Here is a 23649-nt window from a genome sequence, read left to right as displayed (position 1 = left end):
CATAGGAAAAGTACAGGCTCGGGCCTCTCTCATGGGCCGTTCATACGGAACTCGGAGTTTCCGGCACATAAACGCGTCCTACCGTCTGGGGAATGCAATCCGAGTCCGCCGTCGAAAACCGTGTCCAGGTGCGTGGCCGTAGCCGCAAACGCGGCAGGGGGGCCGAGGCCGGCCCCGTGTTCGTTGACAGCTCCGGGCGCCGTGCCCGCCTGCTGAGCAGAGTCGGCATGCTCGTCGGCGTCGTCTGCCTGGGGTACGCCGTCGTGCTCGGCATGGCCTTCATGGGCTGGGGCACCTCGCTGACGCCGTCCTCGCTCCTCCCCTTCGGCAGCGGCCGCTCCGGCTCCGCACCCGGCGGGGCCTACGGCGGGCCCGGCGCCGGTACCCGCCCGAGCGGCGCGCCGGACGCGGCGCCCACCGGCGTCCCGCCGTCGGGCCCGCCCACCGGCTCCGCGCCCTCCTCCGCCCCCACGACCACCGCCGGGGCGTCCGCGTCCACCGGCGCCGAGTGACGGGGACGCGCCCACTCCCATGACCACGACGACACCCACGCGCGGCCGTCGGCGGGCCCCCTCCAAACTGGAGCGGGCCGCCGGGAAGGCCGCGGCGCTGCAGAAACCCCGTGTCATCCTCGCCCTGATGCTCCTGCTGGCCCTCATCAGCGTCATGCTGCTCGACGGCTATCTGCGCTCGGAGATCGGCAACGACGCCCGGGTGCGCGACGGCGCGGCCTACGACAAGGTCCCCCAGAAGATCCTCGACGGCGGCCCCATCCTGACGTTCGCCGACGGCGCCGCGAAGACGCAGTCCGTGCCGGAGAAGACCGTCGTGCTCACCTTCGACGACGGGCCGACCCCCGACTGGACGCCCGAAGTACTGAAGGTCCTGGCGAAGAACGACGTCGACGCCACCTTCTTCGTGGTCGGTTCGATGGTCTCCCGCTACCCCGACGTGGTGAAGAAGCTGGTGAACCAGGGCAACGAGGTCGGCATCCACACCTTCACCCACGTCGACCTCTCCTACCAGAGCACCGCGCGGCTCCAACGCGAGCTGAAGCAGACGCAGTTGGCCCTCGCCGGCGCGGCCGGAGTCCAGACCACGCTGTTCCGTGCCCCGTACTCCTCGGAGATCAGCGCCGTCGACAACTACAGCTGGCCCGTCTACAAGGAGCTCGGCAGTCTCGGCTACACCAGCGTCTTCGTCGACACCGACAGCGACGACTGGAAGAAACCGGGCGTCTCGAAGATCGTCCAGTGGGCGACACCGAAGAAGAACCAGGGCGCCATCGTCCTCATGCACGACGCGGGCGGCGACCGCTCGCAGACGGTCCAGGCGCTCGACGCGTACATCAAGAAGATGAAGGCGAAGGGCTACACCTTCACCACGGTCAGCGGCGCCCAGGCCGAACTGAACAGGTCCGCGTCCCTGGCCGCCGCCGCCGACCGGGGCGGGTCCGGGGCGGCGGGCCGGAGCGGGTCCGGGGCGGCGGCCGGCCAGGGCGGTTCCCGGGCCGGGGACACCGCCGCGGCCGGCGGTCCGTCGGCGGGTGCCGTCGAGAGCGCCGAGGCGCAGGCGGGCCAGCGCGAGGCGACCGGCGCGACTCTCTACGAGGGCAAGGCGCTCGTCTACGCCGTGGCGGTCGCCGAATGGGTCGTACCGGCGCTGTCCTGGTTCCTGGTGGTCGTCGGCGTCGCCGTCATGGGCCGGTTCGCGATGATGCTGGTCCTCGCCCGCCGGCACTACCGGCAGCGCAACCGCAACCGCAGCCGCAGAGGCGGCCGGGGCGGGAAGTTCGGCTGGGGACCGACGGTCACCCGGCCGGTGACCGTCATCGTGCCCGCGTACAACGAGAAGGAATGCATCGCCAACACCCTGAGGTCACTGGCCAAGAGCACGCATCCGATCGAGATCATCGTGGTCGACGACGGTTCCGAGGACAACACGTCCGAGATCGCCGAGTCGCTCGGCATGCCGAACGTCCGGGTCATCCGGCAGGAGAACGCCGGAAAACCCGCCGCGCTCAACAACGGTGTCCGGCACGCCCGTCACGACATCGTCGTGATGATGGACGGCGACACGGTCTTCGAGCCGGACGCCGTGCACCAGCTCGTGCAGCCCTTCGCCGACGCGGAGATCGGGGCCGTCGCGGGCAACGCCAAGGTCGGCAACCGCGACACCGTGATCGGCGCGTGGCAGCACATCGAGTACGTGATGGGCTTCAACCTCGACCGCCGCATGTACGACCTGCTGCGCTGCATGCCCACCATCCCCGGCGCGATCGGCGCGTTCCGCCGGGACGCCGTGCTGGAGGTCGGCGGCATGAGCGAGGACACGCTCGCCGAGGACACCGACATCACCATCGCCATGCACCGCGCGGGATGGCGGGTCGTCTACCAGGAGCACGCCAAGGCCTGGACGGAGGCGCCCGGTTCGCTCAAACAGCTCTGGTCGCAGCGCTACCGCTGGTCGTACGGCACCATGCAGGCGCTCTGGAAGCATCGCAAGTCCCTGACGGACAAAGGTCCTTCGGGCCGCTTCGGGCGCGTGGGCATGCCGCTGGTGGTGCTCTTCCAGATCGTCACGCCGGTCTTCGCGCCGCTCATCGACGTGTTCACCGTCTACTCGATGATCTTCGTGGCCTTCCGGGCCGCGCTGCTCGCCTGGCTGGCCGTCCTCGCGGTCCAACTGATCTGCGCGGCCTATGCGTTCCGGCTCGACCGGGAGAAGTACCGCTACCTCGCGATGCTGCCGCTGCAGCAACTCGCCTACCGCCAGATGATGTACCTGGTTCTGATCCACTCCTGCGTCACGGCCCTGACCGGCGGCCGCCTCCGCTGGCAGAAGCTCAAACGCACGGGCGAGGTCGGAACCCCGGCAGGAGTGAGCTAGATGACCTGGGGCGCGGAGCAGCAGGGGCAGGGGCAGGGGTACGAGGGCGGGTACGGATACGGGCACGGCTCCGGGTACGAGGGCGGGTACGGTCACGGCCCCGCGTACGGGTACGACGGCGGGTACGCCTACGACCCCGGGCAAGGGCTCCCGTACGACCAGAGCCTGGCGTACGACCAGAGCCTGGCGTACGAGCAGCCGGCGCCGTACGAGGAGCAGTGGCCGTACGTTCCCGAGCCGGCGGACCCCGTCCTGACGGAGCCAGAGCCGGAGCCGGAGACGATGGGGGTGGGGGTGGCGGCGGAGACGGAGCCGGCGGCGGCCGAGCCGGACCCGGTCCCGTCCCCTTCCCGCAAGAAGGGAGCGGGGGGCGGCCGAGACCGCTACTTCGACGCCCTCCGCGCCGTAGCCCTGGTCCGTGTCGTCACGTACCACACCTTCGGCTGGGCCTGGGCCGGACTGGTCTTCCCATCGATGGGCGTGATGTTCGCGCTCGCCGGCACGCTGATGGCCAAGTCCCTGGAGCGCCCAGCGCTCAAGGTGGTGCGCGGCCGGATGCGGCGACTGCTGCCGCCGTTCTGGTTCTGGGGCCTCTTCGTCGTGGTGGCGATGCTGATACACGGCTGGATGCCGGGATGGCAGATCGTGTTCTGGATCGTCCCGGTCGGCGACCCTCCGGGCAACCAGTGGGGCGAGCAGGCCTGGGAGATCCTCTGGTACCTGCGGACGTACCTCTGGTTCGTGCTGCTCTCGCCTCTGCTCCTGAACGTCTTCCGCAGGGCCCCCGTACCGGTGCTGCTCCTCTCGCTCGTACCGATCGTGGTCCTCCAGTACGCGTGGCAGCCGCCGGACGACCGCTTCGGCAGCGCCCTCACGGACCTCGCCACCTATCTCTTCTGCTGGCTGCTCGGCTTCGCCCACCGCGAGGGGGCGCTGCGGCGCCTGAAGCCGGCCGTGGTGGTCCTCGCCTCGGCGGCCGCCCTCGCGTACGGCGGCTGGTACGCCCTCGCGCACCGGGCGGAGTACGGCACGTACGACCTGGACGACATACCCCTCGCCCAGACCTTCTGGTCGGCGGGCTTCGTGACGGCGCTGATGTACTTCAAGGCCTACTACGACGTCGACTTCGCCTGGATGGCCCGCTTCAGGCGGCTCGACCGCACGGTGACGGTCTTCAACGGGCGGGCGGTGACGATCTACCTCTGGCACGAGATCGCGCTGATCCTGGCCGTCCCGCTGATCGACCGGTTCTGGAACGTGCCGGCCTTCGAGAAATGGCTGCCCCTGGAGAGCCAGTGGTTCATGTTCGGCGTCGGCTGGGTGCTGATCGGGATCGCGATCCCGCTGTTCGGCTGGGTCGAGGACGTGGCCGCCCGGAAGCGGCCCCGGCTGCTGCCGTAGCGGCTCGAAGGGTGAACCTCGCCCCGGTTGGCCGTGTGTGGACGTCTCCAACGAGCCGAGCGCGATCTTGGTTACGGAGCATGGGGGAAACCCCCACAGAGAGGCTGACGTTCCTCATGCGTCGTTCCCTGCTCGCCGCGTCCACCGCGGCGACCGCACTCGCCGCCGCCCTGTCGCTGGCCGTGAACACCCCCGCGGCCGCCGGAGCCGGACCCGGCCACGACCCCGAGCCGTGGGTGAAGCGCAGCGCGGTGATGCGCGCGAATCCCAAGGACTTCCATTCGCTGTGCGGCAGACAGAAGGACGGCGTGCCCGAGCGCCGCACCTTCCCGCTCTTCGAGCACCAGAAGGGCTTCACGGCGATCGAGGACTTCAAGCGAGAGGACCCGGACGGCACGGTGTTCTGGTCCGGCCACGACCCGAGGCACCCGGAGAACACGATCTCCGTGTCCATCATCGGAGCGTGTAACGCCGGACCGGTCACCCTGTCCGGCGAGATCGAGGCGGGCTTCCGGCAGTACCTCTACAAGCCGGTGCCCAAGAGGCCGGGCAGGTATCTGCTGCAGGAGATCGACGCGCTGAAACTGCCGCCGAGCGGCCAGGGCGTCGACACGGTGACACTGCCGCCGACCAGGTCGGCCCAGCCGAACCAGCCCGGTCGGCGGATCGCCACCCCCGACAACCCCGCGGCCATCGACATCGTCGTCGCCTACACCCCGGCCACCGTCACCGAACTCGGTTCGGTCTCGGCGGTCCAGAGCCGGATCACCTACGGCGTGAACCAGCTCAACAGGGCACTCGCGACCAGCTACGTGCCGGCCAGCGTGCATGTCGTCCACACGTACCAGACCCAGGCGACCGGCGTCGACCGTGAGAACGCCGGAACCCTGCTGGGCATGATCAGCAACCCGTTGAACCCGACCCTCGGAGCCACGGCCGCCGCCAACCGGACCGCCTACGGCGCCGACCTGGTGGCGCTCATCGCCTCCATCCCGGCCGAGGACAGCTCCGGGCAGGCCAACCTGCCCACCCCCGCGGGCCCGACGACCAGCAACAACGCCTTCTCGGTCACCAGCGCCTTCTCCATCACGGGATGGGAGAACCTCGCGCACGAGATCGGCCACAACTTCGGTCTCAAGCACGACCGCAAGACGGTGGTGGCCCAGGGCGGCACGACTCCCGTGGGCACCGACAACTACGGCTGGGTCACCGCCGACCAGCGGCATCACACGATCATGGCCTACTCCAGCGCCTGCACCCTGCGGTGCGCGGTCGTCAACCAGTACTCCAACACGGTGAACCTGCTGGGCGACCAGGCTCTCGGCGACGAGAACAACAACAACGCCGCCAACGCGACGAGGGCCGCCGAGTTCCTGGCGGGCTACCGGGCCTCCCTGGTCACCAACCGGGTCTCCCTCACCATGACCTCCAGCCCTGCCGCCGGAGGCAGCCTCAGGCCGAGCGAGTACGGCCCGTACGACCCCGGCACGCAGGTCACCGTCACCGCCGATACGAGCCCCGGCTTCCGGCTCACCGGCTGGGAGGTCGACGGTGTGCTCCAGACCGACACCACGCCGAACTACACGATCACCATGAACGCCAACCACACCGTCAACGCGGTGTTCGCCGAGATCCCCGAGCCGCCCACCCGCTAGTCCCCGGGACTCGGTGGTACGTGGGATTCGGTGGCACCCGGAACTCGGTGGCACCCGGCACGCGGAAGAACCCGCCAGGCGACAGAAGCCGTCGGGCCGTCGGAACGGCGCCGTATCCTCCCCGTGGTTCACGGGGGCGGGTGCGGCGCTTTCCCCGTACAGGGGAACGGCGACCGGTTCCCGGCCGGGCGCCGGAAAGCCGTCGGGCCCGTACTGCCACAATGGGGACCGTGATTCGCGCATCCCTGGACAAGCAGCCGCACGAAGTCGCCTCGATGTTCGACGACGTGGCGGAACGGTACGACCTGACGAACGACCTGCTGTCGCTCGGACAGGACCGGGCGTGGCGCAAGGAGGTCGCGAAGGCGGTCGACGCGCGCCCCGCGCAGAAGATCCTGGACCTCGCGGCCGGCACCGCGACGTCGTCGCTCCCCTTCGCCCGCACAGGCGCGTACGTCGTCCCCTGCGACTTCTCCCTCGGGATGCTCCGCGTCGGCAAGCGGAACCACCCCTGGCTGCCGCTGACGGCCGGTGACGCGACCAGACTGCCCTTCAAGGACGACACGTTCGACGCCGTCACGATCTCCTTCGGGCTGCGCAACGTGCAGGACACCGACACCGCGCTCCGCGAGCTGTACCGCGTGACCAAGCCGGGTGGACGCGTCGTGATCTGCGAGTTCTCGCACCCCACCTGGGCGCCGTTCCGCACGGTCTACACCGAGTACCTGATGCGCGCGCTGCCCCCGGTCGCCCGCGCCGCCTCCTCGAACCCCGACGCGTACGTCTATCTCGCCGAGTCCATCCGCGCCTGGCCGACCCAGCCGGAACTGGCCCAGCGGCTGATCGGCGCAGGCTGGTCGAAGGTGGCCTGGCGCAACCTGACGGGCGGCATCGTGGCCCTCCACCGAGGCTACAAGCCGGCCTGACCCCGTTCGGCGCCCGGGGGGAACCTCCGGGGCCGGCTACCGGGACCGGCTACCTGAGGACCACGAACGGGTCGCCGGGCAGCTCGAGTTCGCGGCGCAGCCCGCCCGACGGCGGACGGGGCGGACGGGGCTCGCGCACCCCGGCGCCGCCCTCCGCGTCTCCCAGGTCGAACCACACCGTCACGACGGCTCCGCGCGGCACCTCGGCCCCGGGCTGCGGAAATTGCCGTACGACGTAGTCGACGACCGTCCGATGGAAATCGGGCCGGTCGGGCGCGGCGAGCAGAACACCGCGAGCCTCAGCCGTCTCACGCGCGTCCACGGCCATCAGACCGACGAGCCGCGGCACGCGCACTTCGGATGTCTTGGGTGTTATGCGCACAGACGTCACCCCCAGCGGTACCCGGAAGGGTAAGCCTCGCCCGTGCCCTTCCGGAAGCCATGAGAAGACGCGCGGGACTCCGTCACAGGGCCAGCCGGTAGCGGTGGCCCTCCTGCCGTGACGAGGGCAGCGTGAACCGCTCCGCGAGCTCCATGCCGAGCCGTCTCGTCACCGCGATGGAACGGGTGTTGCCCGCGTTGACCATGGCGACGACGTCCGTGACGCCCGCCGCGCGGACCCGCTCCAGGGTGGTCCGGGCCGCCGCCGTGACATACCCCTTGCCCCAGTGCGCCCGCCCCAGCCGCCAGCCGATCTCGATCTTCCCGGCCGGGCCCCAGGCGTGCGGCCAGGGCTGCGCGCCCGTGAAGCCCAGTACCTCGTCCCCGGGACCGACCATCGTCCACAGGCAGAACCCGTGCTCCGCGTCGTGCCGCCGCTGGCGCGCCGTGAGTTCCTCGTAGACGGAGCGCTCGGCCGCGCGGCCCCCGTGGAACTCCATGACCTCGGGGTCGTCGAAGACCCGGTGCCACTCGAGAGTGTCCTCGTCGGTGGGGACGCGCAGGCGTACATCGGGGAGAGCTCGGTTCACGGGGCAGCCCTTCAGCCGGGTGATCGGTACCGCTGCATAGACTGCCCATGTCCAGTGCCCGTCGGCACGTTGATTTCGAGTCTTGGGGAGACCCCCGCCGTGACCGAGCCCCAGCCCCTCTCCGAGAACACCGCCGACGTCATCGTCGTCGGGGCCGGGCCAGCCGGCTCCACCACCGCCTACTACCTGGCGAAGGCGGGGCTCGACGTCCTGCTCCTGGAGAAGACGGCCTTTCCCCGCGAGAAGGTCTGCGGTGACGGACTGACCCCGCGCGCGACCAAGCAGCTCGTGTCGATGGGCATCGACATCTCCGAGGAGGCCGGCTGGCTCCGCAACAAGGGCCTGCGCATCATCGGCGGCGGTGTGCGCCTCCAGCTCGACTGGCCGGATCTCGCCTCCTTCCCCGACTACGGACTCGTCCGCAAGCGGGACGACTTCGACGAGCAGCTCGCGCGCCAGGCGCAGAAGGCGGGCGCGCGGCTGTACGAGCGCTGCAACGTCGGCGCCCCGATCCTCGACGAGCGCACCGGCCGGATCATCGGCGTGCACGCCAAGCTGGGCGACGCCGACTCCAAGGAGAAGCGGGAGGTGACCTTCCACGCCCCGCTGGTGGTGGCGGCGGACGGCAACTCCAGCCGTCTCTCCCTCGCGATGGGCCTGCACCGCCGCGAGGACCGCCCGATGGGCGTCGCCGTCCGTACGTACTTCACCTCGCCGCGCCACGACGACGACTACCTGGAGTCGTGGCTTGAGCTGTGGGACCGCCGGGGCGCCGAGGACCGGCTGCTGCCCGGCTACGGGTGGATCTTCGGCATGGGCGACGGCACCTCGAACGTCGGCCTCGGTGTCCTCAACACCTCCGACTCCTTCAAGGAGCTCGACTGGCGCGAGGTACTGAAGGCGTGGTGCGCCTCGATGCCGGAGGACTGGGGCTACACCCCCGAGAACATGACCGGCCCGATCCGTGGCGCGGCCCTCCCGATGGCCTTCAACCGTCAACCGCACTACACCAAGGGCCTGCTGCTGGTGGGTGACGCCGGCGGTCTGGTGAACCCCTTCAACGGTGAGGGCATCGCCTACGCCATGGAGTCCGGCCAGCTCGTGGCCGACGTCATCGTCCAGGCCCACGCCCGCGCCACCCCCGGCCAGCGCGAACTCGCTCTCCACCGCTACCCGCGGGTCCTGAAGGACACCTACGGCGGCTACTACACGCTCGGCCGCGCCTTCGTGAAGCTCATCGGCAACCCGAAGGTCATGAAGATCGCCACGCAGCGCGGTCTGACCCACCCGATGCTGATGAAGTTCACCCTCAAGATGCTCGCGAACCTCACCGACCCGACGGGCGGCGACGCGATGGACCGCATCATCAACGGCCTCTCGAAGGTCGCCCCGAAGGCCTGACCGCACGCGCCGCCCCGGTGGTCACCGGGGCGGCTCCGGACGCCGTCGGCACCGGTTCCGGAACAGCCCGAAGGACCGCTCCCCGCACAGGAAGCGGTCCTTCGGCAGTTCACCCGGGGGTCAGAGCACGCGCACCGCACCCGTGGCCGGGTAGCCCGACAGGTCCTGGATCACGACGCCCTTGGAGGGGTTGGCCGCGTCGAGGTACTGGCCGTTACCGATGTACACACCTACGTGGTAGGCCGAACCCGCCGAGCCCCAGTACAGAATGTCGCCGACCTGGACATTGGACAGGGAAACCGGCGTACCGGACACCGACTGGTCCTGCGAGACACGCGGCAGGTCGACGCCGACCTGCTTGAACGCCGCCTGCACCAGACCGGAACAGTCCCACGCGTTGGGTCCGGTGCCGCCCATGACGTACGCGTCGCCGACCTGCGCCTTGAGGAAGGCGATGACGGTCGCGACACTGCCGCTGGCCGGGGCTGCGACGTTCGTGGACGTGGACGTGCTCGCCGACAGGGTGGTCCGCGCCGAGGAACGCGAGACGGCGTCGGCCGCCGCGGCCTTGCGCGCGGCCTCGGCCTTCTTCTTGGCCTCAGCCTTCTTCTTGGCGTCCGCCAGGTCGGCCTTGGCCTGCTTGGCGGCCTTGGCGGCCGCCGCGTCGCGCTCCGCCTGGAGCTGATAGTCGGCCGCGGCCTGCTGGGTGGCGTCCGCGGACTGGGCGACCTGGTTGGCCAGGTCGGCCGTCAGGGTCGGCAGTTCCATGGTCTGCGTGACGGGCTCGGCGGCGCTCGCCGAACCCGCGGCCGCGGCGACGGCGAGGGTGCTGAGGACGCCACCGGCAACTCCGGCGCGCATCGCGAGCGACGGAGCGTTGCGACGGGGCTTCCGGTGGCTTCGTATGTGTGCGGTGTGGGACATGGGTACTAGCGGTACCAGGGGCTCCTCCATACCTTCAAGAAACGTGTGGTGCGCCACAGTTGTTCAATCGGCCGCCGAATTCGTCGCCCGTCACTCTTTATTGACGCCGTAACGGGCATTGCGGACACTGTCCATCAGGCCCATGATCATGGCCTTTCAGTATTACGTCCGAATTGCCCGCCACCTACCACCGGTTGAAGAGGATGGCCAAGCCCGGCTTATCTGACCCATAGGTAGATGTGGCGCAGGTCACGGAACGGTCACCCGGGCCCTCGCGTCCCGCGCGTGGACCCCCATCGCCTCGCCGTCGCGCCCGCTCGTGAACGCGTGCACGTGTCCACATCGGTCCCCTTGATCCCCCCGACGTGTGAACGCGGTCCTCTATCAAGGGGGTGTGTCCAACGCGAATTTGCATGCGGCGGAAGTCTCTTGATATGGAGACGACCCCCTGGGCCTGCGGAGATGAACGAAAATGTCACGTCTGGTGACCGACCTGACGCTTCGCGTGTGAAGATCACTGCTCATCCGACTTCATGATCGTTCGTCAGGTGGTGGAGATCACAAAGCTAAGGCAATACCCCGTGTCGCAGATCACAGACCGCCGGGCATAAGATGCGAGGCAGTTGGGCTTGTGACCTGCTTCACATGTCCGCGATCTTCGCCGGGACGGGTGGGGTTCGCGGTGCTGACGAGGCAGGGGTGCGGGCCCGTCGAAACCGCCACCAGTCAGTGCCGACTGAGAGGAGCGAGGAGCGTGAACGCGTATGCGCCGATCCTCGTACTGGGAGCCCTCGGGGCAGGCTTTGCGATCTTCTCCGTGGTCATGGCCACGCTGATCGGTCCGAAGCGGTACAACCGCGCCAAACTCGACGCCTACGAGTGCGGCATCGAGCCGACCCCCACGCCGGTCGGCGGCGGGCGTTTTCCCATCAAGTACTACCTGACGGCGATGCTCTTCATCGTCTTCGACATCGAGATCGTCTTCCTCTACCCCTGGGCCGTCACCTTCGACGCCCTGGGTGTTTTCGGGCTCGTGGAGATGCTGCTCTTCGTGCTCACTGTCTTCGTCGCCTACGCGTACGTATGGCGGCGCGGCGGCCTGGAATGGGACTGAGGGGCCTTTAAGACATGGGACTCGAAGAAAAGCTGCCGAGCGGATTCCTGCTGACGACCGTCGAGCAGGCCGCGGGCTGGGTGCGCAAGGCGTCCGTCTTCCCCGCGACATTCGGACTCGCCTGCTGTGCCATCGAGATGATGACGACCGGCGCCGGGCGCTACGACCTGGCCCGCTTCGGTATGGAGGTGTTCCGCGGATCGCCCCGCCAGGCCGACCTGATGATCGTGGCCGGCCGGGTGAGCCAGAAGATGGCGCCGGTGCTGCGGCAGGTCTACGACCAGATGCCCAACCCCAAGTGGGTCATCTCCATGGGGGTTTGTGCCTCATCGGGCGGAATGTTCAACAACTACGCCATTGTGCAGGGAGTTGACCACATCGTCCCGGTCGACATCTATTTGCCCGGATGTCCGCCGCGGCCCGAGATGCTGATGGACGCGATTCTCAAGCTCCACCAGAAGATCCAGACCTCGAAGCTCGGCGTGAACGCCGAGGAGGCGGCCCGCGAGGCGGAGGAAGCGGCGCTCAAGGCGCTTCCCACCATCGAGATGAAGGGCCTGCTGCGGTGAGCGACGCGAACGGCAACGGGGTCAACCCCGAGAAGGACCTGAGCGCCTCCAACCTTCCCGGCCAGCGAGGCGACCAGGGCGAGGAGATCCGCGTCCAGCGCGGCATGTTCGGCGCCGACAACGGCGGCGACACCTCCGGCTACGGCGGCCTGGTCCGCTCGATCCGGCTGCCCGGCGCGGCCGCCCGCCCCTACGGCGGCTGGTTCGACGAGGTGGCCGACGAACTGGAGGGGGCTCTCGAGGAACAGGGACTCGTCCCCGAGAACGTCATCGACAAGACGGTCGTCGACCGCGACGAGATCACCTTCCACGTCGAACGCGAGTACCTGCTCCCCGTCGCCCAGACCCTGCGCGACGACCCGGCCCTCCGGTTCGAACTGTGCACCGGCGTCTCCGGCGTCCACCACCCGCAGGACAAGGGCCGCGAGCTGCACGCCGTCTACCACCTGCGCTCGATCACCCACAACCGGCTGATCCGGCTGGAGGTCAGCGCCCCGGACGCGGACCCGCACGTCCCCTCGCTCGTCAGCGTGTACCCGACGAACGACTGGCACGAGCGCGAGACGTACGACTTCTTCGGCCTGATCTTCGACGGCCACCCCGCGCTGACGCGGATCATGATGCCGGACGACTGGCAGGGGTTCCCGCAGCGCAAGGACTATCCCCTCGGCGGCATTCCCGTCGAGTACAAGGGCGCCCAGATCCCGGCTCCGGACCAGCGGAGGTCGTACTCATGAGCACGCAGACCCCTTCCGGGGCATCGGCCGCCTCGCCCCGCGAGACGACCGAGGGCACCGTATACACGGTCACCGGCGGCGACTGGGACGAGATCGCCCAGTCCGCGGCCAAATCCGACGACGAGCGCATCATCGTCAACATGGGCCCGCAGCACCCGTCCACCCACGGCGTGCTCAGGCTCATCCTGGAGATCGACGGCGAGACCGTCACCGAGGCCCGCTGCGGCATCGGCTACCTCCACACCGGCATCGAGAAGAACCTCGAGTTCCGCACGTGGACCCAGGGCACCACGTTCGTGACGCGCATGGACTATCTGACGCCGTTCTTCAACGAGACGGCCTACTGTCTCGGCGTCGAGAAGCTCCTCGGGATCACCGACCAGATCCCCGACCGTGCCTCGATCATCCGGGTGCTCCTCATGGAGCTGAACCGGCTCTCCTCCCACCTGGTGTGCATCGCCACCGGTGGCATGGAGCTGGGCGCCACCACGATCATGATCTACGGCTTCCGTGACCGTGAGCTCATCCTCGACATCTACGAGCTGATCACGGGCCTGCGGATGAACCACGCGTTCATCCGCCCCGGCGGACTCGCCCAGGACCTGCCCCCGGGCGCGGTGGACCAGATCCGCGAGTTCGTGAAGAAGATGACGAAGAACCTTCCCGAGTACGACAAGCTCGCCACCGGGAACCCCATCTTCAAGGCCCGCATGCAGGACGTCGGCTACCTCGACCTGGCCGGCTGCATGGCCCTCGGCGCCACCGGCCCGATCCTGCGCTCGGCGGGCCTGCCGCACGACCTGCGCAAGTCCCAGCCGTACTGCGGCTACGAGACCTACGACTTCGAGGTCCCCACCGCCGACACCTGCGACTCCTACGGGCGCTTCCTGATCCGCCTGGAGGAGATGCGCCAGTCGCTGCGGATCGTCGAGCAGTGCCTGGACCGGCTCCAGCCCGGCCCGGTCATGGTCGCCGACAAGAAGATCGCCTGGCCCGCCCAGCTCGCGCTCGGCCCCGACGGTCTCGGCAACTCGCTCGACCACATCAAGAAGATCATGGGCACCTCCATGGAGGCCCTGATCCACCACTTCAAGCTGGTGACCGAGGGCTTCCGCGTGCCGCCGGGACAGACGTACGCGGCGATCGAGTCGCCCAAGGGCGAGCTCGGAGTGCACGTCGTCTCCGACGGGGGCACCCGCCCCTACCGGGTCCACTTCCGTGACCCGTCCTTCACCAACCTGCAGGCCATGGCGGCGATGTGCGAAGGCGGCCAGGTCGCCGACGTCATCGTCGCCGTCGCGTCCATCGACCCCGTGATGGGAGGCGTCGACCGGTGACCACCACCCCCGAGGGCGTCAGCCTGGGCATGCCCCAACTGCCCGCGCCCGACTACCCGGCCGACGTCCGGGCCCGGCTGGAGGCGGACGCGCGCGAGATCATCGCCCGCTACCCCGACTCCCGCTCGGCGCTCCTTCCGTTGCTGCATCTCGTGCAGTCGCAGGAGGGCCACGTCACGCGCACGGGCCAGCGGTTCTGCGCGGAGGTACTGGGCCTGACGACGGCCGAGGTCACCGCGGTCGCGACCTTCTACTCGATGTACCGGCGCAAGCCGAGCGGTGACTACCAGGTGGGTGTCTGCACCAACACCCTGTGTGCCGTCATGGGCGGCGACGCCATCTTCGAGGCACTCCAGGACCACCTGAGCGTCGGCAACGGGGAGACCACCGGTGACGGCAAGGTCACCCTGGAGCACATCGAGTGCAACGCGGCCTGTGACTTCGCGCCGGTCGTGATGGTCAACTGGGAGTTCTTCGACAACCAGACCGTGGACTCCGCCAAGCGTCTCGTCGACGACCTGCGCGCGGGTGCCGACGTCCAGCCGACCCGCGGCGCCCGGCTGTGCACGTTCAAGGAGACCGCCCGGATCCTGGCGGGTTTCCCCGACGAGCGCGAGGGCGCGGTTGAGGCCGGCGGCAGCGCGGGCCACGCGTCCCTGGTGGGGCTGCGCCTGGCCAAGGGGGAGAGCGCCCCCGCGCGCGTGGTGCATCCGCGGGGCGGAGGAGCACCTCAGAACCTGCGGCCCGCCGAGCACCCGAGTTCGCACGACGCGCCGCAGGACACGTCGGCCTCCGACCCGTCCCACCCGGCGGGTCCTGTGGCAGAGGAGGGGGAGTGATGACCTTGGCAGCCGAGATCAACGAGACAAGTCCGGAAAAGCTGCTCGCACCCGTGCTGTCGGCCTTCTGGGACGAGGACAGGTCCTGGTCGCTGGACGTCTACCGAAGGCACGAGGGGTACGAGGGCCTGCGCAAGGCACTCGCCATGTCACCGGACGACCTGATCGCGTACGTCAAGGACTCCGGGCTGCGGGGCCGTGGCGGCGCCGGCTTCCCGACCGGAATGAAATGGCAGTTCATTCCCCAGGGAGACGGCAAACCTCACTATCTAGTTGTCAACGCCGACGAATCGGAGCCGGGAACCTGCAAGGACATCCCGCTCCTCTTCGCGAACCCACACAGCCTCATCGAGGGCATTGTGATCGCGTGCTACGCCATCCGGTCTTCGCATGCCTTCATCTATCTCCGCGGTGAAGTCGTCCCCGTATTGCGGCGGTTGCACGAGGCCGTACGTGAGGCCTACGCGGCGGGCTACCTCGGCGAGAACATCCTGGGCAGCGGACTCGACCTCCAGCTCACCGTGCACGCGGGCGCGGGCGCGTACATCTGCGGTGAGGAGACCGCGCTGCTCGACTCGCTCGAAGGCCGCCGTGGTCAACCGCGGCTCCGTCCCCCTTTCCCTGCTGTCGCGGGCCTTTATGCGTGTCCAACTGTTGTGAACAACGTCGAATCGATCGCGTCAGTTCCCGCAATTCTCCAAAAAGGCAAGGAATGGTTCAGGTCGATGGGCAGCGAGAAGTCTCCGGGCTTCACGCTCTACTCGCTCAGCGGTCATGTCGCCAGTCCCGGCCAGTACGAGGCACCCCTCGGCATCACCCTGCGTCAACTCCTCGACATGAGTGGCGGGATGCGCCCCGGCCACCGGCTGAAGTTCTGGACGCCGGGCGGCTCCTCGACCCCGATGTTCACCGCAGAGCATCTCGACGTCCCTCTTGATTACGAAGGAGTGGGCGCCGCGGGTTCCATGCTCGGCACGAAAGCACTCCAGTGCTTCGACGAGACGACCTGCGTCGTCCGCGCCGTCACCCGCTGGACCGAGTTCTACGCCCACGAGTCCTGCGGCAAGTGCACGCCGTGCCGCGAAGGAACGTACTGGCTCGTTCAGTTGCTGCGCGACATCGAGGCCGGCAAGGGCGTCATGTCCGACCTCGACAAGCTCAACGACATCGCCGACAACATCAACGGCAAGTCCTTCTGCGCCCTCGGCGACGGTGCCGCATCGCCGATCTTCTCCTCGCTCAAGTACTTCCGCGAGGAGTACGAGCAGCACATCACGGGCCGCGGCTGCCCCTTCGACCCCGCCAGGTCCACGGTCTGGGCGGACAAGCACACGGAGGTGAACGCATGACAGTGACCACCAGCGCTCCCTCCGGAGGCGGGGAAGCCGCGGTCCCGCCGGAGGACCTCGTCTCGCTGACGATCGACGGCGTCGAGATGAGCGTGCCCAAGGGCACCCTGGTCATCCGGGCCGCCGAACAACTCGGCATCGAGATCCCCCGGTTCTGCGACCACCCGCTTCTCGACCCGGTTGGCGCCTGCCGCCAGTGCATCGTCGAGGTCGAGGGCCAGCGCAAGCCCATGGCGTCCTGCACGATCACCTGTACGGACGGGATGGTCGTCAAGACTCAACTCACCTCCCAGGTCGCCGAGAAGGCACAGCACGGTGTGATGGAGCTGCTGCTCATCAACCATCCGCTGGACTGCCCGGTCTGCGACAAGGGCGGCGAGTGCCCCCTGCAGAACCAGGCGATGTCGCACGGCAACGCCGAATCCCGGTTCGAGGGCAAGAAGCGGACGTACGAGAAGCCGGTCCCGATCTCCACCCAGGTGCTCCTGGACCGTGAGCGGTGCGTGCTGTGCGCCCGCTGCACCCGCTTCTCGAACCAGATCGCGGGCGACCCCATGATCGAACTGGTCGAGCGGGGCGCGCTCCAGCAGGTCGGCACCGGTGACGGCGACCCCTTCGAGTCGTACTTCTCCGGCAACACGATCCAGATCTGCCCGGTGGGCGCGCTCACGTCGGCGGCCTACCGCTTCCGCTCGCGCCCCTTCGACCTCATCTCCTCGCACTCCGTGTGCGAGCACTGCTCGGGCGGCTGCGCGACGCGCACCGACCACCGGCGCGGCAAGGTGATGCGGCGTCTCGCGGCGCCGGACCCCGAGGTCAACGAGGAATGGGTCTGCGACAAGGGCCGGTTCGGGTTCCGGTACGCGCAGCAGCGCGACCGCCTCGACACCCCCCTGGTGCGCAACGCCGACGGCGTCCTCGAACCCGCGTCCTGGCCGGAGGCCCTGGAGGCCGCCGCCCAGGGGCTGACCGCCGCCCGCGGCCGGACCGGTGTCCTCACCGGCGGCCGGCTCACCGTCGAGGACACCTACGCGTACAGCAAGTTCGCGCGCGTGGCCCTCGACACGAACGACATCGACTTCCGCGCGCGCGTGCACAGCTCCGAGGAGGCCGACTTCCTGGCCGCCCGGGTCGCCGGACGCGGCCGGGATCTCGACGGCACCGGCATCACGTACACCGCTCTGGAGAAGGCGCCCGCCGTCCTGCTGGCGGGCTTCGAGTCGGAGGAGGAGGCGCCCGGCGTCTTCCTGCGGCTGCGCAAGGCGTGGCGCGGGCACGGACAGAAGACGTTCTCCCTCGCCACGCACGCCACCCGCGGTCTGGAGAAGGCGGGCGGCACGCTGCTGCCGGCCGCCCCCGGCACCGAGACCGAGTGGCTGGACGCGCTCGCGAGCGGCGTCGGCCTGGAGGGCGACGGCGCGAAGGCCGCCGAGGCGCTGCGCGCCGAGGGCGCCGTGATCGTCGTCGGTGAGCGGCTGGCCTCCGTGGCCGGAGGGCTGACCGCCGCCGCGCGGACCGCCACCGCCACCGGCGCCCGCCTGGTGTGGATCCCGCGCCGGGCCGGGGAACGCGGTGCGATCGAGGCCGGCGCGCTTCCGTCGCTGCTGCCGGGCGGACGCCCGGCCACCGATCCGCGCGCGCGGGACGAGGTCGCCGCCGCGTGGGGCGTCTCCGAACTCCCGCACCGCTACGGCCGCGACACCGGCCAGATCGTGGAGGCCGCCGTCGGCGGCGAACTGCGCGCCCTGGTGGTGGCGGGCGTGGAGGTCGCCGACCTCCCCGACCCGGCACGCGCGCGTGAGGCCCTGTCCGAAGTCGGCTTCCTGGTGTCGCTCGAAATGCGGCCCAGCGAGGTCACCGAGCACGCGGACGTCGTCCTGCCGGTCGCCGCGGTCGCGGAGAAGGCCGGAAGCTTCGTCAACTGGGAAGGCCGGGTCCGCTCCTTCGAGGCCGCTCTCAAGCCCGACCAGATGACCCGGCGGCTCGCACCCGCCGACGCGCGCGTCCTGCAGATGCTGGCCGACGCCATGGACGTCCACCTCGGGCTGCCGGACCTGCGCTCCACGCGCGGGGAGATCGACCGGCTCGGCGCCTGGAGCGGACAGCGGGCCGGCGAACCCGGGGAGACCGGGGTGCAGATGCCCCGTCCGGCCGCCGGGGAGGCCGTACTGGCCGGACACCGGCTGCTGCTCGACCAGGGGCGCCTCCAGGAGGGCGACACGGCGCTCGCCGGGACCCGGCACGCCGCACGCGCGCGCGTGTCGGCCGCCACCGCCGCAGAAGCCGGGGTCAAGGACGGCGATGTGATCGCCGTGACCGGTCCCGCCGGAGCGGTCGCACTCCCGCTGCAGATCACCGAGATGCCCGACCGTGTGGTCTGGCTCCCGCTGAACTCGACCGGAGGGGGCGTCGCCTCCGACACCGGGGCGCTGCCCGGCGCACTCGTCCGTATCGGCCCGGCGACGATCGCCGCCGAGGCCCTCAAGGAGGTGGAGGCATGACGCCGCCGTACCTCGCCGCTGAAGACCTCTCGATGTTCGGCCACGACCCCTGGTGGCTGGTCGTCATCAAGGCGGTGTTCTGCTTCGCCTTCCTGATGGTGACCGTCCTCTTCTCCATCGTGTGGGAGCGCAAGGTCGTCGCCTGGATGCAGCTCCGCATCGGCCCCAACCGGCACGGGCCCTGGGGCATGCTCCAGTCGCTCGCCGACGGCGTGAAGCTGATGCTCAAGGAAGACCTCATCGTCAAGCGCGCGGACAAGGTCGTCTACGTCCTCGCGCCGATCGTGGCGGCCATCCCGGCCTTCATGGCGATCGCGGTGATCCCCTTCGGGCCCGCGGACAACGAGATCTCGATCTTCGGCCAGCGCACCACGATGCAGCTCACCGACCTGCCGATCGCGATGCTCTACATCCTCGCGGTGGCCTCGGTGGGCATCTACGGGATCGTGCTCGCCGGCTGGAGCTCCGGATCCACGTATCCGCTGCTCGGCGGTCTGCGTTCCTGCGCCCAGATGATCTCGTACGAGATCGCCATGGGTGCCGCGTTCGCCTCGGTGTTCCTCTACTCCGGGTCGATGTCGACCTCGACGATCGTCGAACAGCAGCAGGACCGCTGGTACATCATCCTGCTGCCGGTCTCGTTCCTGATCTACATCGTGACGATGATCGGCGAGACCAACCGGGCCCCGTTCGACATGCCGGAGTCCGAGGGCGACCTCGTGGGCGGTTTCAACACCGAGTACTCGTCGATCAAGTTCGCGCTGTTCATGCTCGCCGAGTACGTGAACATGGTGACGGTCTCGGCCGTGTCCACGACGCTCTTCCTGGGCGGCTGGCGTGCGCCCTGGCCGATCAGCAGCTTCTGGGAGGGCGCCAACCACGGCTGGTGGCCGATGCTCTGGTTCGTGGTGAAGGTGCAGCTCCTGCTGTTCTTCTTCATCTGGCTGCGCGGCACGCTCCCGCGCGTCCGCTACGACCAGCTCATGAAGCTCGGCTGGAAGGTGCTCATCCCGGTCTCCGTGGTCTGGCTGATGCTCGTCGCGACGGTCCGGACGCTGCGCAACGAGAACTACGACTTCGCGGACATCGCCCTGTACGTCGGCGGAGGCGTCCTCGTCCTCCTGCTGCTGTCGTTCGTGGCGGACATCTTCCGCGACAAGCAGGGCCAGGAGACGCCCGCCGAGCCCGCCGCCTTCGACCCGATGGCCGGTGGATTCCCCGTGCCCCCGCTGCCCGGACAGGAGCTGCCGCCGGTTCCGCGGCGCCGTCCGCGCCGCGAGCGGGAGCTGATTGTCAGTGGCGGGTCCGATACTGCGAGTGATGGACCGGTTACCGGATCTCGTGACGGAAAGGAGGGGTCCGATGGCTGAGGAGCCGAAGGAGACCAAACCGGGTTTCCAGAACCCTGTCGCCGGTTTCGGCGTGACCTTCAAGGCCATGTTCAAGAAGCGGCTGACCGAGCAGTACCCGGAACAGCAGAAGACCACCGCACCGCGGTTCCACGGCCGGCACCAGCTCAACCGCCACCCGGACGGCTTGGAGAAGTGCGTCGGCTGTGAGCTCTGCGCCTGGGCCTGTCCCGCGGACGCCATCTATGTGGAGGGCGCGGACAACACCGAGGAGGAGCGCTACTCCCCGGGCGAGCGCTACGGCCGCGTCTACCAGATCAACTACGCCCGCTGCATCCTGTGCGGCCTGTGCATCGAGGCGTGCCCCACGCGCGCGCTGACGATGACGAACGAGTTCGAGCTCGCGGACAGCAGCCGAGCCAACCTCATCTACACCAAGGAGCAACTGCTCGCCGGACTCCAGGAAGGCATGGTCGACACACCGCACTCGATCTTCCCGGGCACGGACGAGCAGGACTACTACCGAGGTCTGGTGACCGAGGCGGCACCCGGCACCGAGCGCCAGGTGGCCGTCTCCAACGGCGAGTTGCACCCCTCGGCGAGTCCGTCGGGCACGTCCGCCGGAGAGGGGGCGGAGGCATGACCGCCAACCTGGCCGCGTACTCCACCTCCACCGGAGAAGCCGTCCAGTTCTGGGTTCTCGGCACCGTCGCGGTGATCGGCGCCCTGTCCACCGTCTTCATGCGCAAGGCCGTGCACAGCGCGCTGTGCCTCGCCGGGACCATGATCGTCCTGGCGGTGTTCTACCTCGCCAACGGCGCCTACTTCCTGGGCATCGTCCAGGTTGTCGTCTACACCGGCGCGATCATGATGCTCTTCCTCTTCGTCGTCATGCTCGTCGGTGTCACTGCGGCGGACTCGTTGAAGGAGACCATCAAGGGCCAGCGCTGGCTGGCCCTGCTCTGCGGAGCCGGCTTCGGCATCCTGCTGTTCGCCGGCATCGGCAACGCGTCCGTCCAGGACTTCGACGGTCTGGCGAAGGCGAACGCGAACGGCAACGTGGAGGGCCTCGCCGCCCTCATCTTCACGAAGTACGTGTTCGCCTTCGAGATCACCGGCGCCCTGCTCATCACGGCCACGGTCGGCGCCATGGTGCTGACGCACCGCGAGCGCACCGAGCGTGCCAGGACCCAGCGCGAGCTGTCCGAGCAGCGGGTGCGCGAGGGCAAGCACATCCCGCCGCTGCCGGCGCCGGGTGTCTACGCCCGGCACAACGCGGTGGACATCGCGGGCCTGCTCCCCGACGGCACTCCGTCCGAGCTGACCGTCAGCAAGACGCTGCGCGACCGCGGGCAGATCCGTGACGTGTCGGCGGACGCGCTGAAGGACCTGAAGGCGCTGGAGCAGCGTGCCGAGGAGCGCCTGGAGCGCACGAAGCCGGAGGAGGCGTCCAAGTGAATCCGGTCAACTACCTCTATCTCGCCGCTCTGTTGTTCACGATCGGCGCCACCGGTGTCCTGATCAGACGGAACGCGATCGTGGTGTTCATGTGCATCGAGCTCATGCTCAACGCCTGCAACCTCGCCTTCGTCGTCTTCTCCCGGATGCACGGCAATCTCGACGGCCAGATCTTCGCCTTCTTCACGATGGTCGTCGCCGCCGCGGAGGTCGTCGTCGGGCTCGCGATCATCGTGTCGCTGTTCCGTTCCCGCCACTCGGCCTCGGTCGACGACGCCAGCCTGATGAAGCTGTAAGGGGTCGCTGAATCGTGGAGAACCTGATTGCGCTGCTCATCGCGGCGCCTCTGCTCGGAGCGGCCGTACTGCTGTGCGGTGGACGTCGGCTGGACGCCGTCGGTCAGTGGATCGGCACCGCGCTCGCGGCCGCCTCCTTCGTGATCGCGGTCGTGCTCTTCGCCGACATGCTGGGGAAGAGTCCGGACGACCGGACGTTCACCCAGCATCTGTACAGCTGGATCGCCGTCGGAAACTTCCGCGCGGACGTCGGCTTCCAGCTCGACCAGTTGTCGATGACGTTCGTCCTGCTGATCACCGGCGTCGGCTCGCTGATCCACCTGTACTCGATCGGGTACATGGAGCACGACGAGCGCCGCCGCCGTTTCTTCGGCTATCTGAACCTGTTCCTGGCGGCGATGCTGCTGCTCGTCCTCGCCGACAACTACCTGCTGCTGTACGTCGGCTGGGAGGGCGTCGGTCTCGCCTCGTACCTGCTGATCGGCTTCTGGCAGCACAAGCCCAGCGCGGCCACGGCCGCCAAGAAGGCATTCCTGGTCAACCGGGTCGGCGACATGGGCCTGTCCATCGCCATCATGCTGATGTTCACGACCTTCGGGACCTTCGCCTTCGGGCCGCTGCTCGGCACCGAGGGGCACCCCGGCATCGCCGGGGACGCCACCGAGGGCAAGCTCACGGCCGTCGGGCTGATGCTGCTGCTCGCGGCCTGCGGCAAGTCGGCCCAGGTGCCGCTGCAGTCCTGGCTCGGGGACGCGATGGAGGGCCCGACCCCGGTCTCGGCCCTCATCCACGCGGCCACCATGGTGACCGCGGGCGTGTATCTGATCGTGCGCTCGGCCGCCGTGTTCAACGCGGCACCCGACGCCCAGCTCGTCGTCACCGTCGTGGGCGGGGTCACGCTCCTGTTCGGTGCGATCGTCGGTTGCGCGAAGGACGACATCAAGAAGGCGCTCGCCGGCTCGACCATGTCGCAGATCGGCTACATGGTTCTGGCGGCGGGCCTCGGCCCCATCGGCTACGTCTTCGCGATCATGCACCTGGTGACGCACGGCTTCTTCAAGGCCGGGCTCTTCCTCGGCGCCGGTTCGGTCATGCACGGCATGAACGACGAGGTCGACATGAGGAAGTTCGGCGGCCTCAGGAAGTACATGCCGGTCACCTTCGTGACCTTCGGCCTCGGCTATCTCGCGATCATCGGTTTCCCGGGCCTGTCCGGCTTCTTCTCCAAGGACAAGATCATCGAGGCGGCCTTCGCCAAGGGCGGCACCGAGGGCTGGATCCTCGGCGGTGTGGCCCTGCTGGGCGCGGCCATCACCGCGTACTACATGACGCGCGTGATGATCATGACTTTCTTCGGGGAGAAGCGCTGGCAGCCCGACGCCGAGGGCCACGAACCGCACCCGCACGAGTCGCCCAGGTCCATGACGATCCCGATGATCGTGCTGGCCTTCGGGTCGGTGTTCGCGGGTGGCTTCTTCAGCATCGGCGACCGCTTCGTGCACTGGCTGGAGCCGGTCACCGGTCACGCGGAGGGCGACTCGCCGGTGAGCGCCCTCACGGTCACCCTGGCCACCATGGTGCTGCTCGTCGTCGGCGCCGGCATCGCCTACCTCCAGTACGGACGCAGCTCCGTCCCGGTCGTCGCCCCGCGCGGCTCCCTGCTCACCCGCGCCGCCCGGCGCGACCTGTACCAGGACGACTTCAACCACGTCGTGCTGGTACGCGGCGGTGAGCACCTCACCCGCTCCCTGGTGTATGTCGACCACACGCTGGTCGACGGAGTCGTCAACGGGACGGCGGCCTCCGTGGGCGGCCTCTCCGGGCGGCTGCGCAAGCTGCAGAACGGCTATGCGCGCAGTTACGCGGTCTCGATGTTCGGCGGTGCGGCGATCCTCGTCGCCGCGACCCTGCTGATGAGGGCGGTCTGATACCG

The 23649-nt window shown here is 68.9% G+C and carries 21 protein-coding genes; 18 read left to right on the top strand and 3 right to left on the bottom strand.

Annotated elements, in window-relative coordinates:
• Nucleotides 1–92: 92 nt before the first annotated feature.
• The 5 genes from ACWEBX_RS15125 (at nucleotide 93) to ACWEBX_RS15105 (ending at nucleotide 6871) form a co-directional block, all read left to right on the top strand.
• A complete protein-coding gene (locus tag ACWEBX_RS15125) occupies nucleotides 93–512 on the top strand; it encodes a hypothetical protein (protein WP_451885296.1) in 420 nt (139 codons plus the stop codon).
• Between the two features lie 19 nt (nucleotides 513–531).
• Nucleotides 532–2889, top strand: coding sequence for a bifunctional polysaccharide deacetylase/glycosyltransferase family 2 protein (locus tag ACWEBX_RS15120; RefSeq protein WP_451885295.1), 2358 nt, complete (start codon nucleotides 532–534; stop codon nucleotides 2887–2889).
• A complete protein-coding gene (locus tag ACWEBX_RS15115; protein ID WP_451885294.1) occupies nucleotides 2890–4290 on the top strand; it encodes an acyltransferase family protein in 1401 nt (466 codons plus the stop codon).
• A gap of 116 nt (nucleotides 4291–4406) precedes the next feature.
• On the top strand, nucleotides 4407–5945 hold the full coding sequence (locus ACWEBX_RS15110) for a reprolysin-like metallopeptidase (protein ID WP_451885293.1): 1539 nt from the start codon (nucleotides 4407–4409) through the stop codon (nucleotides 5943–5945).
• 230 nt (nucleotides 5946–6175) lie between these two features.
• The gene (locus ACWEBX_RS15105) at nucleotides 6176–6871 is read left to right on the top strand and encodes a demethylmenaquinone methyltransferase (protein WP_451885292.1); all 696 of its coding nucleotides are present in this window, start codon (nucleotides 6176–6178) and stop codon (nucleotides 6869–6871) included.
• Between the two features lie 49 nt (nucleotides 6872–6920).
• Here ACWEBX_RS15105 and ACWEBX_RS15100 read toward each other — a convergent pair whose 3' ends face one another.
• Together ACWEBX_RS15100 and ACWEBX_RS15095 are read right to left on the bottom strand one after the other, a co-directional pair.
• On the bottom strand, nucleotides 6921–7253 hold the full coding sequence (locus ACWEBX_RS15100; RefSeq protein WP_451885291.1) for a PASTA domain-containing protein: 333 nt from the start codon (nucleotides 7251–7253) through the stop codon (nucleotides 6921–6923).
• An 82-nt stretch (nucleotides 7254–7335) separates the two neighbouring features.
• A complete protein-coding gene (locus ACWEBX_RS15095; protein WP_451885290.1) occupies nucleotides 7336–7842 on the bottom strand; it encodes a GNAT family N-acetyltransferase in 507 nt (168 codons plus the stop codon).
• Nucleotides 7843–7941: 99 nt separating this feature from the next.
• Here ACWEBX_RS15095 and ACWEBX_RS15090 point away from each other — a divergent pair, with 99 nt between their 5' ends.
• Nucleotides 7942–9243 (top strand): geranylgeranyl reductase family protein, encoded by a 1302-nt coding sequence (locus tag ACWEBX_RS15090; protein ID WP_451885289.1) that lies wholly within the window; start codon nucleotides 7942–7944, stop codon nucleotides 9241–9243.
• Between the two features lie 120 nt (nucleotides 9244–9363).
• Here the strand turns inward: ACWEBX_RS15090 and ACWEBX_RS15085 are convergent, their stop codons facing one another.
• On the bottom strand, nucleotides 9364–10197 hold the full coding sequence (locus ACWEBX_RS15085) for a C40 family peptidase (RefSeq protein WP_451885288.1): 834 nt from the start codon (nucleotides 10195–10197) through the stop codon (nucleotides 9364–9366).
• Between the two features lie 724 nt (nucleotides 10198–10921).
• Here ACWEBX_RS15085 and ACWEBX_RS15080 point away from each other — a divergent pair.
• From ACWEBX_RS15080 to nuoL, 12 genes are read left to right on the top strand one after another with little or no spacing between them, the layout of a single operon-like run.
• Nucleotides 10922–11281, top strand: coding sequence for an NADH-quinone oxidoreductase subunit A (locus ACWEBX_RS15080; protein WP_037627175.1), 360 nt, complete (start codon nucleotides 10922–10924; stop codon nucleotides 11279–11281).
• A 14-nt stretch (nucleotides 11282–11295) separates the two neighbouring features.
• Entirely contained in the window at nucleotides 11296–11850 is a 555-nt protein-coding gene (locus tag ACWEBX_RS15075) for a NuoB/complex I 20 kDa subunit family protein (RefSeq protein ID WP_003998928.1), read from the top strand.
• Nucleotides 11847–12587: an NADH-quinone oxidoreductase subunit C gene (locus ACWEBX_RS15070; protein ID WP_451885287.1), complete on the top strand. Its 741-nt coding sequence runs from the start codon at nucleotides 11847–11849 to the stop codon at nucleotides 12585–12587. Before ACWEBX_RS15075 ends, ACWEBX_RS15070 begins: the two co-directional genes overlap by 4 nt.
• A complete protein-coding gene (locus tag ACWEBX_RS15065; RefSeq protein WP_451885286.1) occupies nucleotides 12584–13924 on the top strand; it encodes an NADH-quinone oxidoreductase subunit D in 1341 nt (446 codons plus the stop codon). The genes ACWEBX_RS15070 and ACWEBX_RS15065 overlap by 4 nt, the downstream gene beginning before the upstream one ends.
• Nucleotides 13921–14763 carry an NADH-quinone oxidoreductase subunit NuoE gene (nuoE, locus tag ACWEBX_RS15060; RefSeq protein ID WP_451885285.1) on the top strand — a complete coding sequence of 281 codons (843 nt, stop codon included), beginning with the start codon at nucleotides 13921–13923 and terminating at the stop codon, nucleotides 14761–14763. The genes ACWEBX_RS15065 and nuoE overlap by 4 nt, the downstream gene beginning before the upstream one ends.
• On the top strand, nucleotides 14760–16112 hold the full coding sequence (nuoF, locus tag ACWEBX_RS15055; RefSeq protein ID WP_384789661.1) for an NADH-quinone oxidoreductase subunit NuoF: 1353 nt from the start codon (nucleotides 14760–14762) through the stop codon (nucleotides 16110–16112). Before nuoE ends, nuoF begins: the two co-directional genes overlap by 4 nt.
• Nucleotides 16109–18613 carry an NADH-quinone oxidoreductase subunit G gene (locus ACWEBX_RS15050; RefSeq protein ID WP_451885284.1) on the top strand — a complete coding sequence of 835 codons (2505 nt, stop codon included), beginning with the start codon at nucleotides 16109–16111 and terminating at the stop codon, nucleotides 18611–18613. Before nuoF ends, ACWEBX_RS15050 begins: the two co-directional genes overlap by 4 nt.
• Nucleotides 18610–19983 carry an NADH-quinone oxidoreductase subunit NuoH gene (gene nuoH / locus ACWEBX_RS15045; protein ID WP_451885283.1) on the top strand — a complete coding sequence of 458 codons (1374 nt, stop codon included), beginning with the start codon at nucleotides 18610–18612 and terminating at the stop codon, nucleotides 19981–19983. The genes ACWEBX_RS15050 and nuoH overlap by 4 nt, the downstream gene beginning before the upstream one ends.
• Entirely contained in the window at nucleotides 19976–20605 is a 630-nt protein-coding gene (gene nuoI / locus ACWEBX_RS15040) for an NADH-quinone oxidoreductase subunit NuoI (protein ID WP_451885282.1), read from the top strand. Before nuoH ends, nuoI begins: the two co-directional genes overlap by 8 nt.
• On the top strand, nucleotides 20602–21420 hold the full coding sequence (locus tag ACWEBX_RS15035; protein WP_384789673.1) for an NADH-quinone oxidoreductase subunit J: 819 nt from the start codon (nucleotides 20602–20604) through the stop codon (nucleotides 21418–21420). The genes nuoI and ACWEBX_RS15035 overlap by 4 nt, the downstream gene beginning before the upstream one ends.
• Nucleotides 21417–21716 (top strand): NADH-quinone oxidoreductase subunit NuoK, encoded by a 300-nt coding sequence (gene nuoK, locus ACWEBX_RS15030; protein WP_384789676.1) that lies wholly within the window; start codon nucleotides 21417–21419, stop codon nucleotides 21714–21716. Before ACWEBX_RS15035 ends, nuoK begins: the two co-directional genes overlap by 4 nt.
• Nucleotides 21717–21730: 14 nt before the next feature.
• Nucleotides 21731–23644 carry an NADH-quinone oxidoreductase subunit L gene (gene nuoL / locus ACWEBX_RS15025; protein ID WP_451885281.1) on the top strand — a complete coding sequence of 638 codons (1914 nt, stop codon included), beginning with the start codon at nucleotides 21731–21733 and terminating at the stop codon, nucleotides 23642–23644.
• Nucleotides 23645–23649: the final 5 nt, after the last annotated feature.

The sequence above is a fragment of the Streptomyces sp. NPDC005070 genome (assembly GCF_053600395.1).
This window is presented reverse-complemented; position numbering and strand designations above follow the sequence as displayed.

Bases quoted from the DNA above. Each gene is read 5' to 3' on its own strand.
- ACWEBX_RS15125 (WP_451885296.1), top strand. From the start codon at position 93: ATGCAATCCGAGTCCGCCGTCGAAAACCGTGTCCAGGTGCGTGGCCGT.
- ACWEBX_RS15120 (WP_451885295.1), top strand. From the start codon at position 532: ATGACCACGACGACACCCACGCGCGGCCGTCGGCGGGCCCCCTCCAAA.
- ACWEBX_RS15115 (WP_451885294.1), top strand. From the start codon at position 2,890: ATGACCTGGGGCGCGGAGCAGCAGGGGCAGGGGCAGGGGTACGAGGGC.
- ACWEBX_RS15110 (WP_451885293.1), top strand. From the start codon at position 4,407: ATGCGTCGTTCCCTGCTCGCCGCGTCCACCGCGGCGACCGCACTCGCC.
- ACWEBX_RS15085 (WP_451885288.1), bottom strand. From the start codon at position 10,197: ATGGAGGAGCCCCTGGTACCGCTAGTACCCATGTCCCACACCGCACAC.
- ACWEBX_RS15075 (WP_003998928.1), top strand. From the start codon at position 11,296: ATGGGACTCGAAGAAAAGCTGCCGAGCGGATTCCTGCTGACGACCGTC.
- ACWEBX_RS15065 (WP_451885286.1), top strand. From the start codon at position 12,584: ATGAGCACGCAGACCCCTTCCGGGGCATCGGCCGCCTCGCCCCGCGAG.
- ACWEBX_RS15050 (WP_451885284.1), top strand. From the start codon at position 16,109: ATGACAGTGACCACCAGCGCTCCCTCCGGAGGCGGGGAAGCCGCGGTC.
- nuoH (WP_451885283.1), top strand. From the start codon at position 18,610: ATGACGCCGCCGTACCTCGCCGCTGAAGACCTCTCGATGTTCGGCCAC.
- nuoI (WP_451885282.1), top strand. From the start codon at position 19,976: ATGGCTGAGGAGCCGAAGGAGACCAAACCGGGTTTCCAGAACCCTGTC.
- ACWEBX_RS15035 (WP_384789673.1), top strand. From the start codon at position 20,602: ATGACCGCCAACCTGGCCGCGTACTCCACCTCCACCGGAGAAGCCGTC.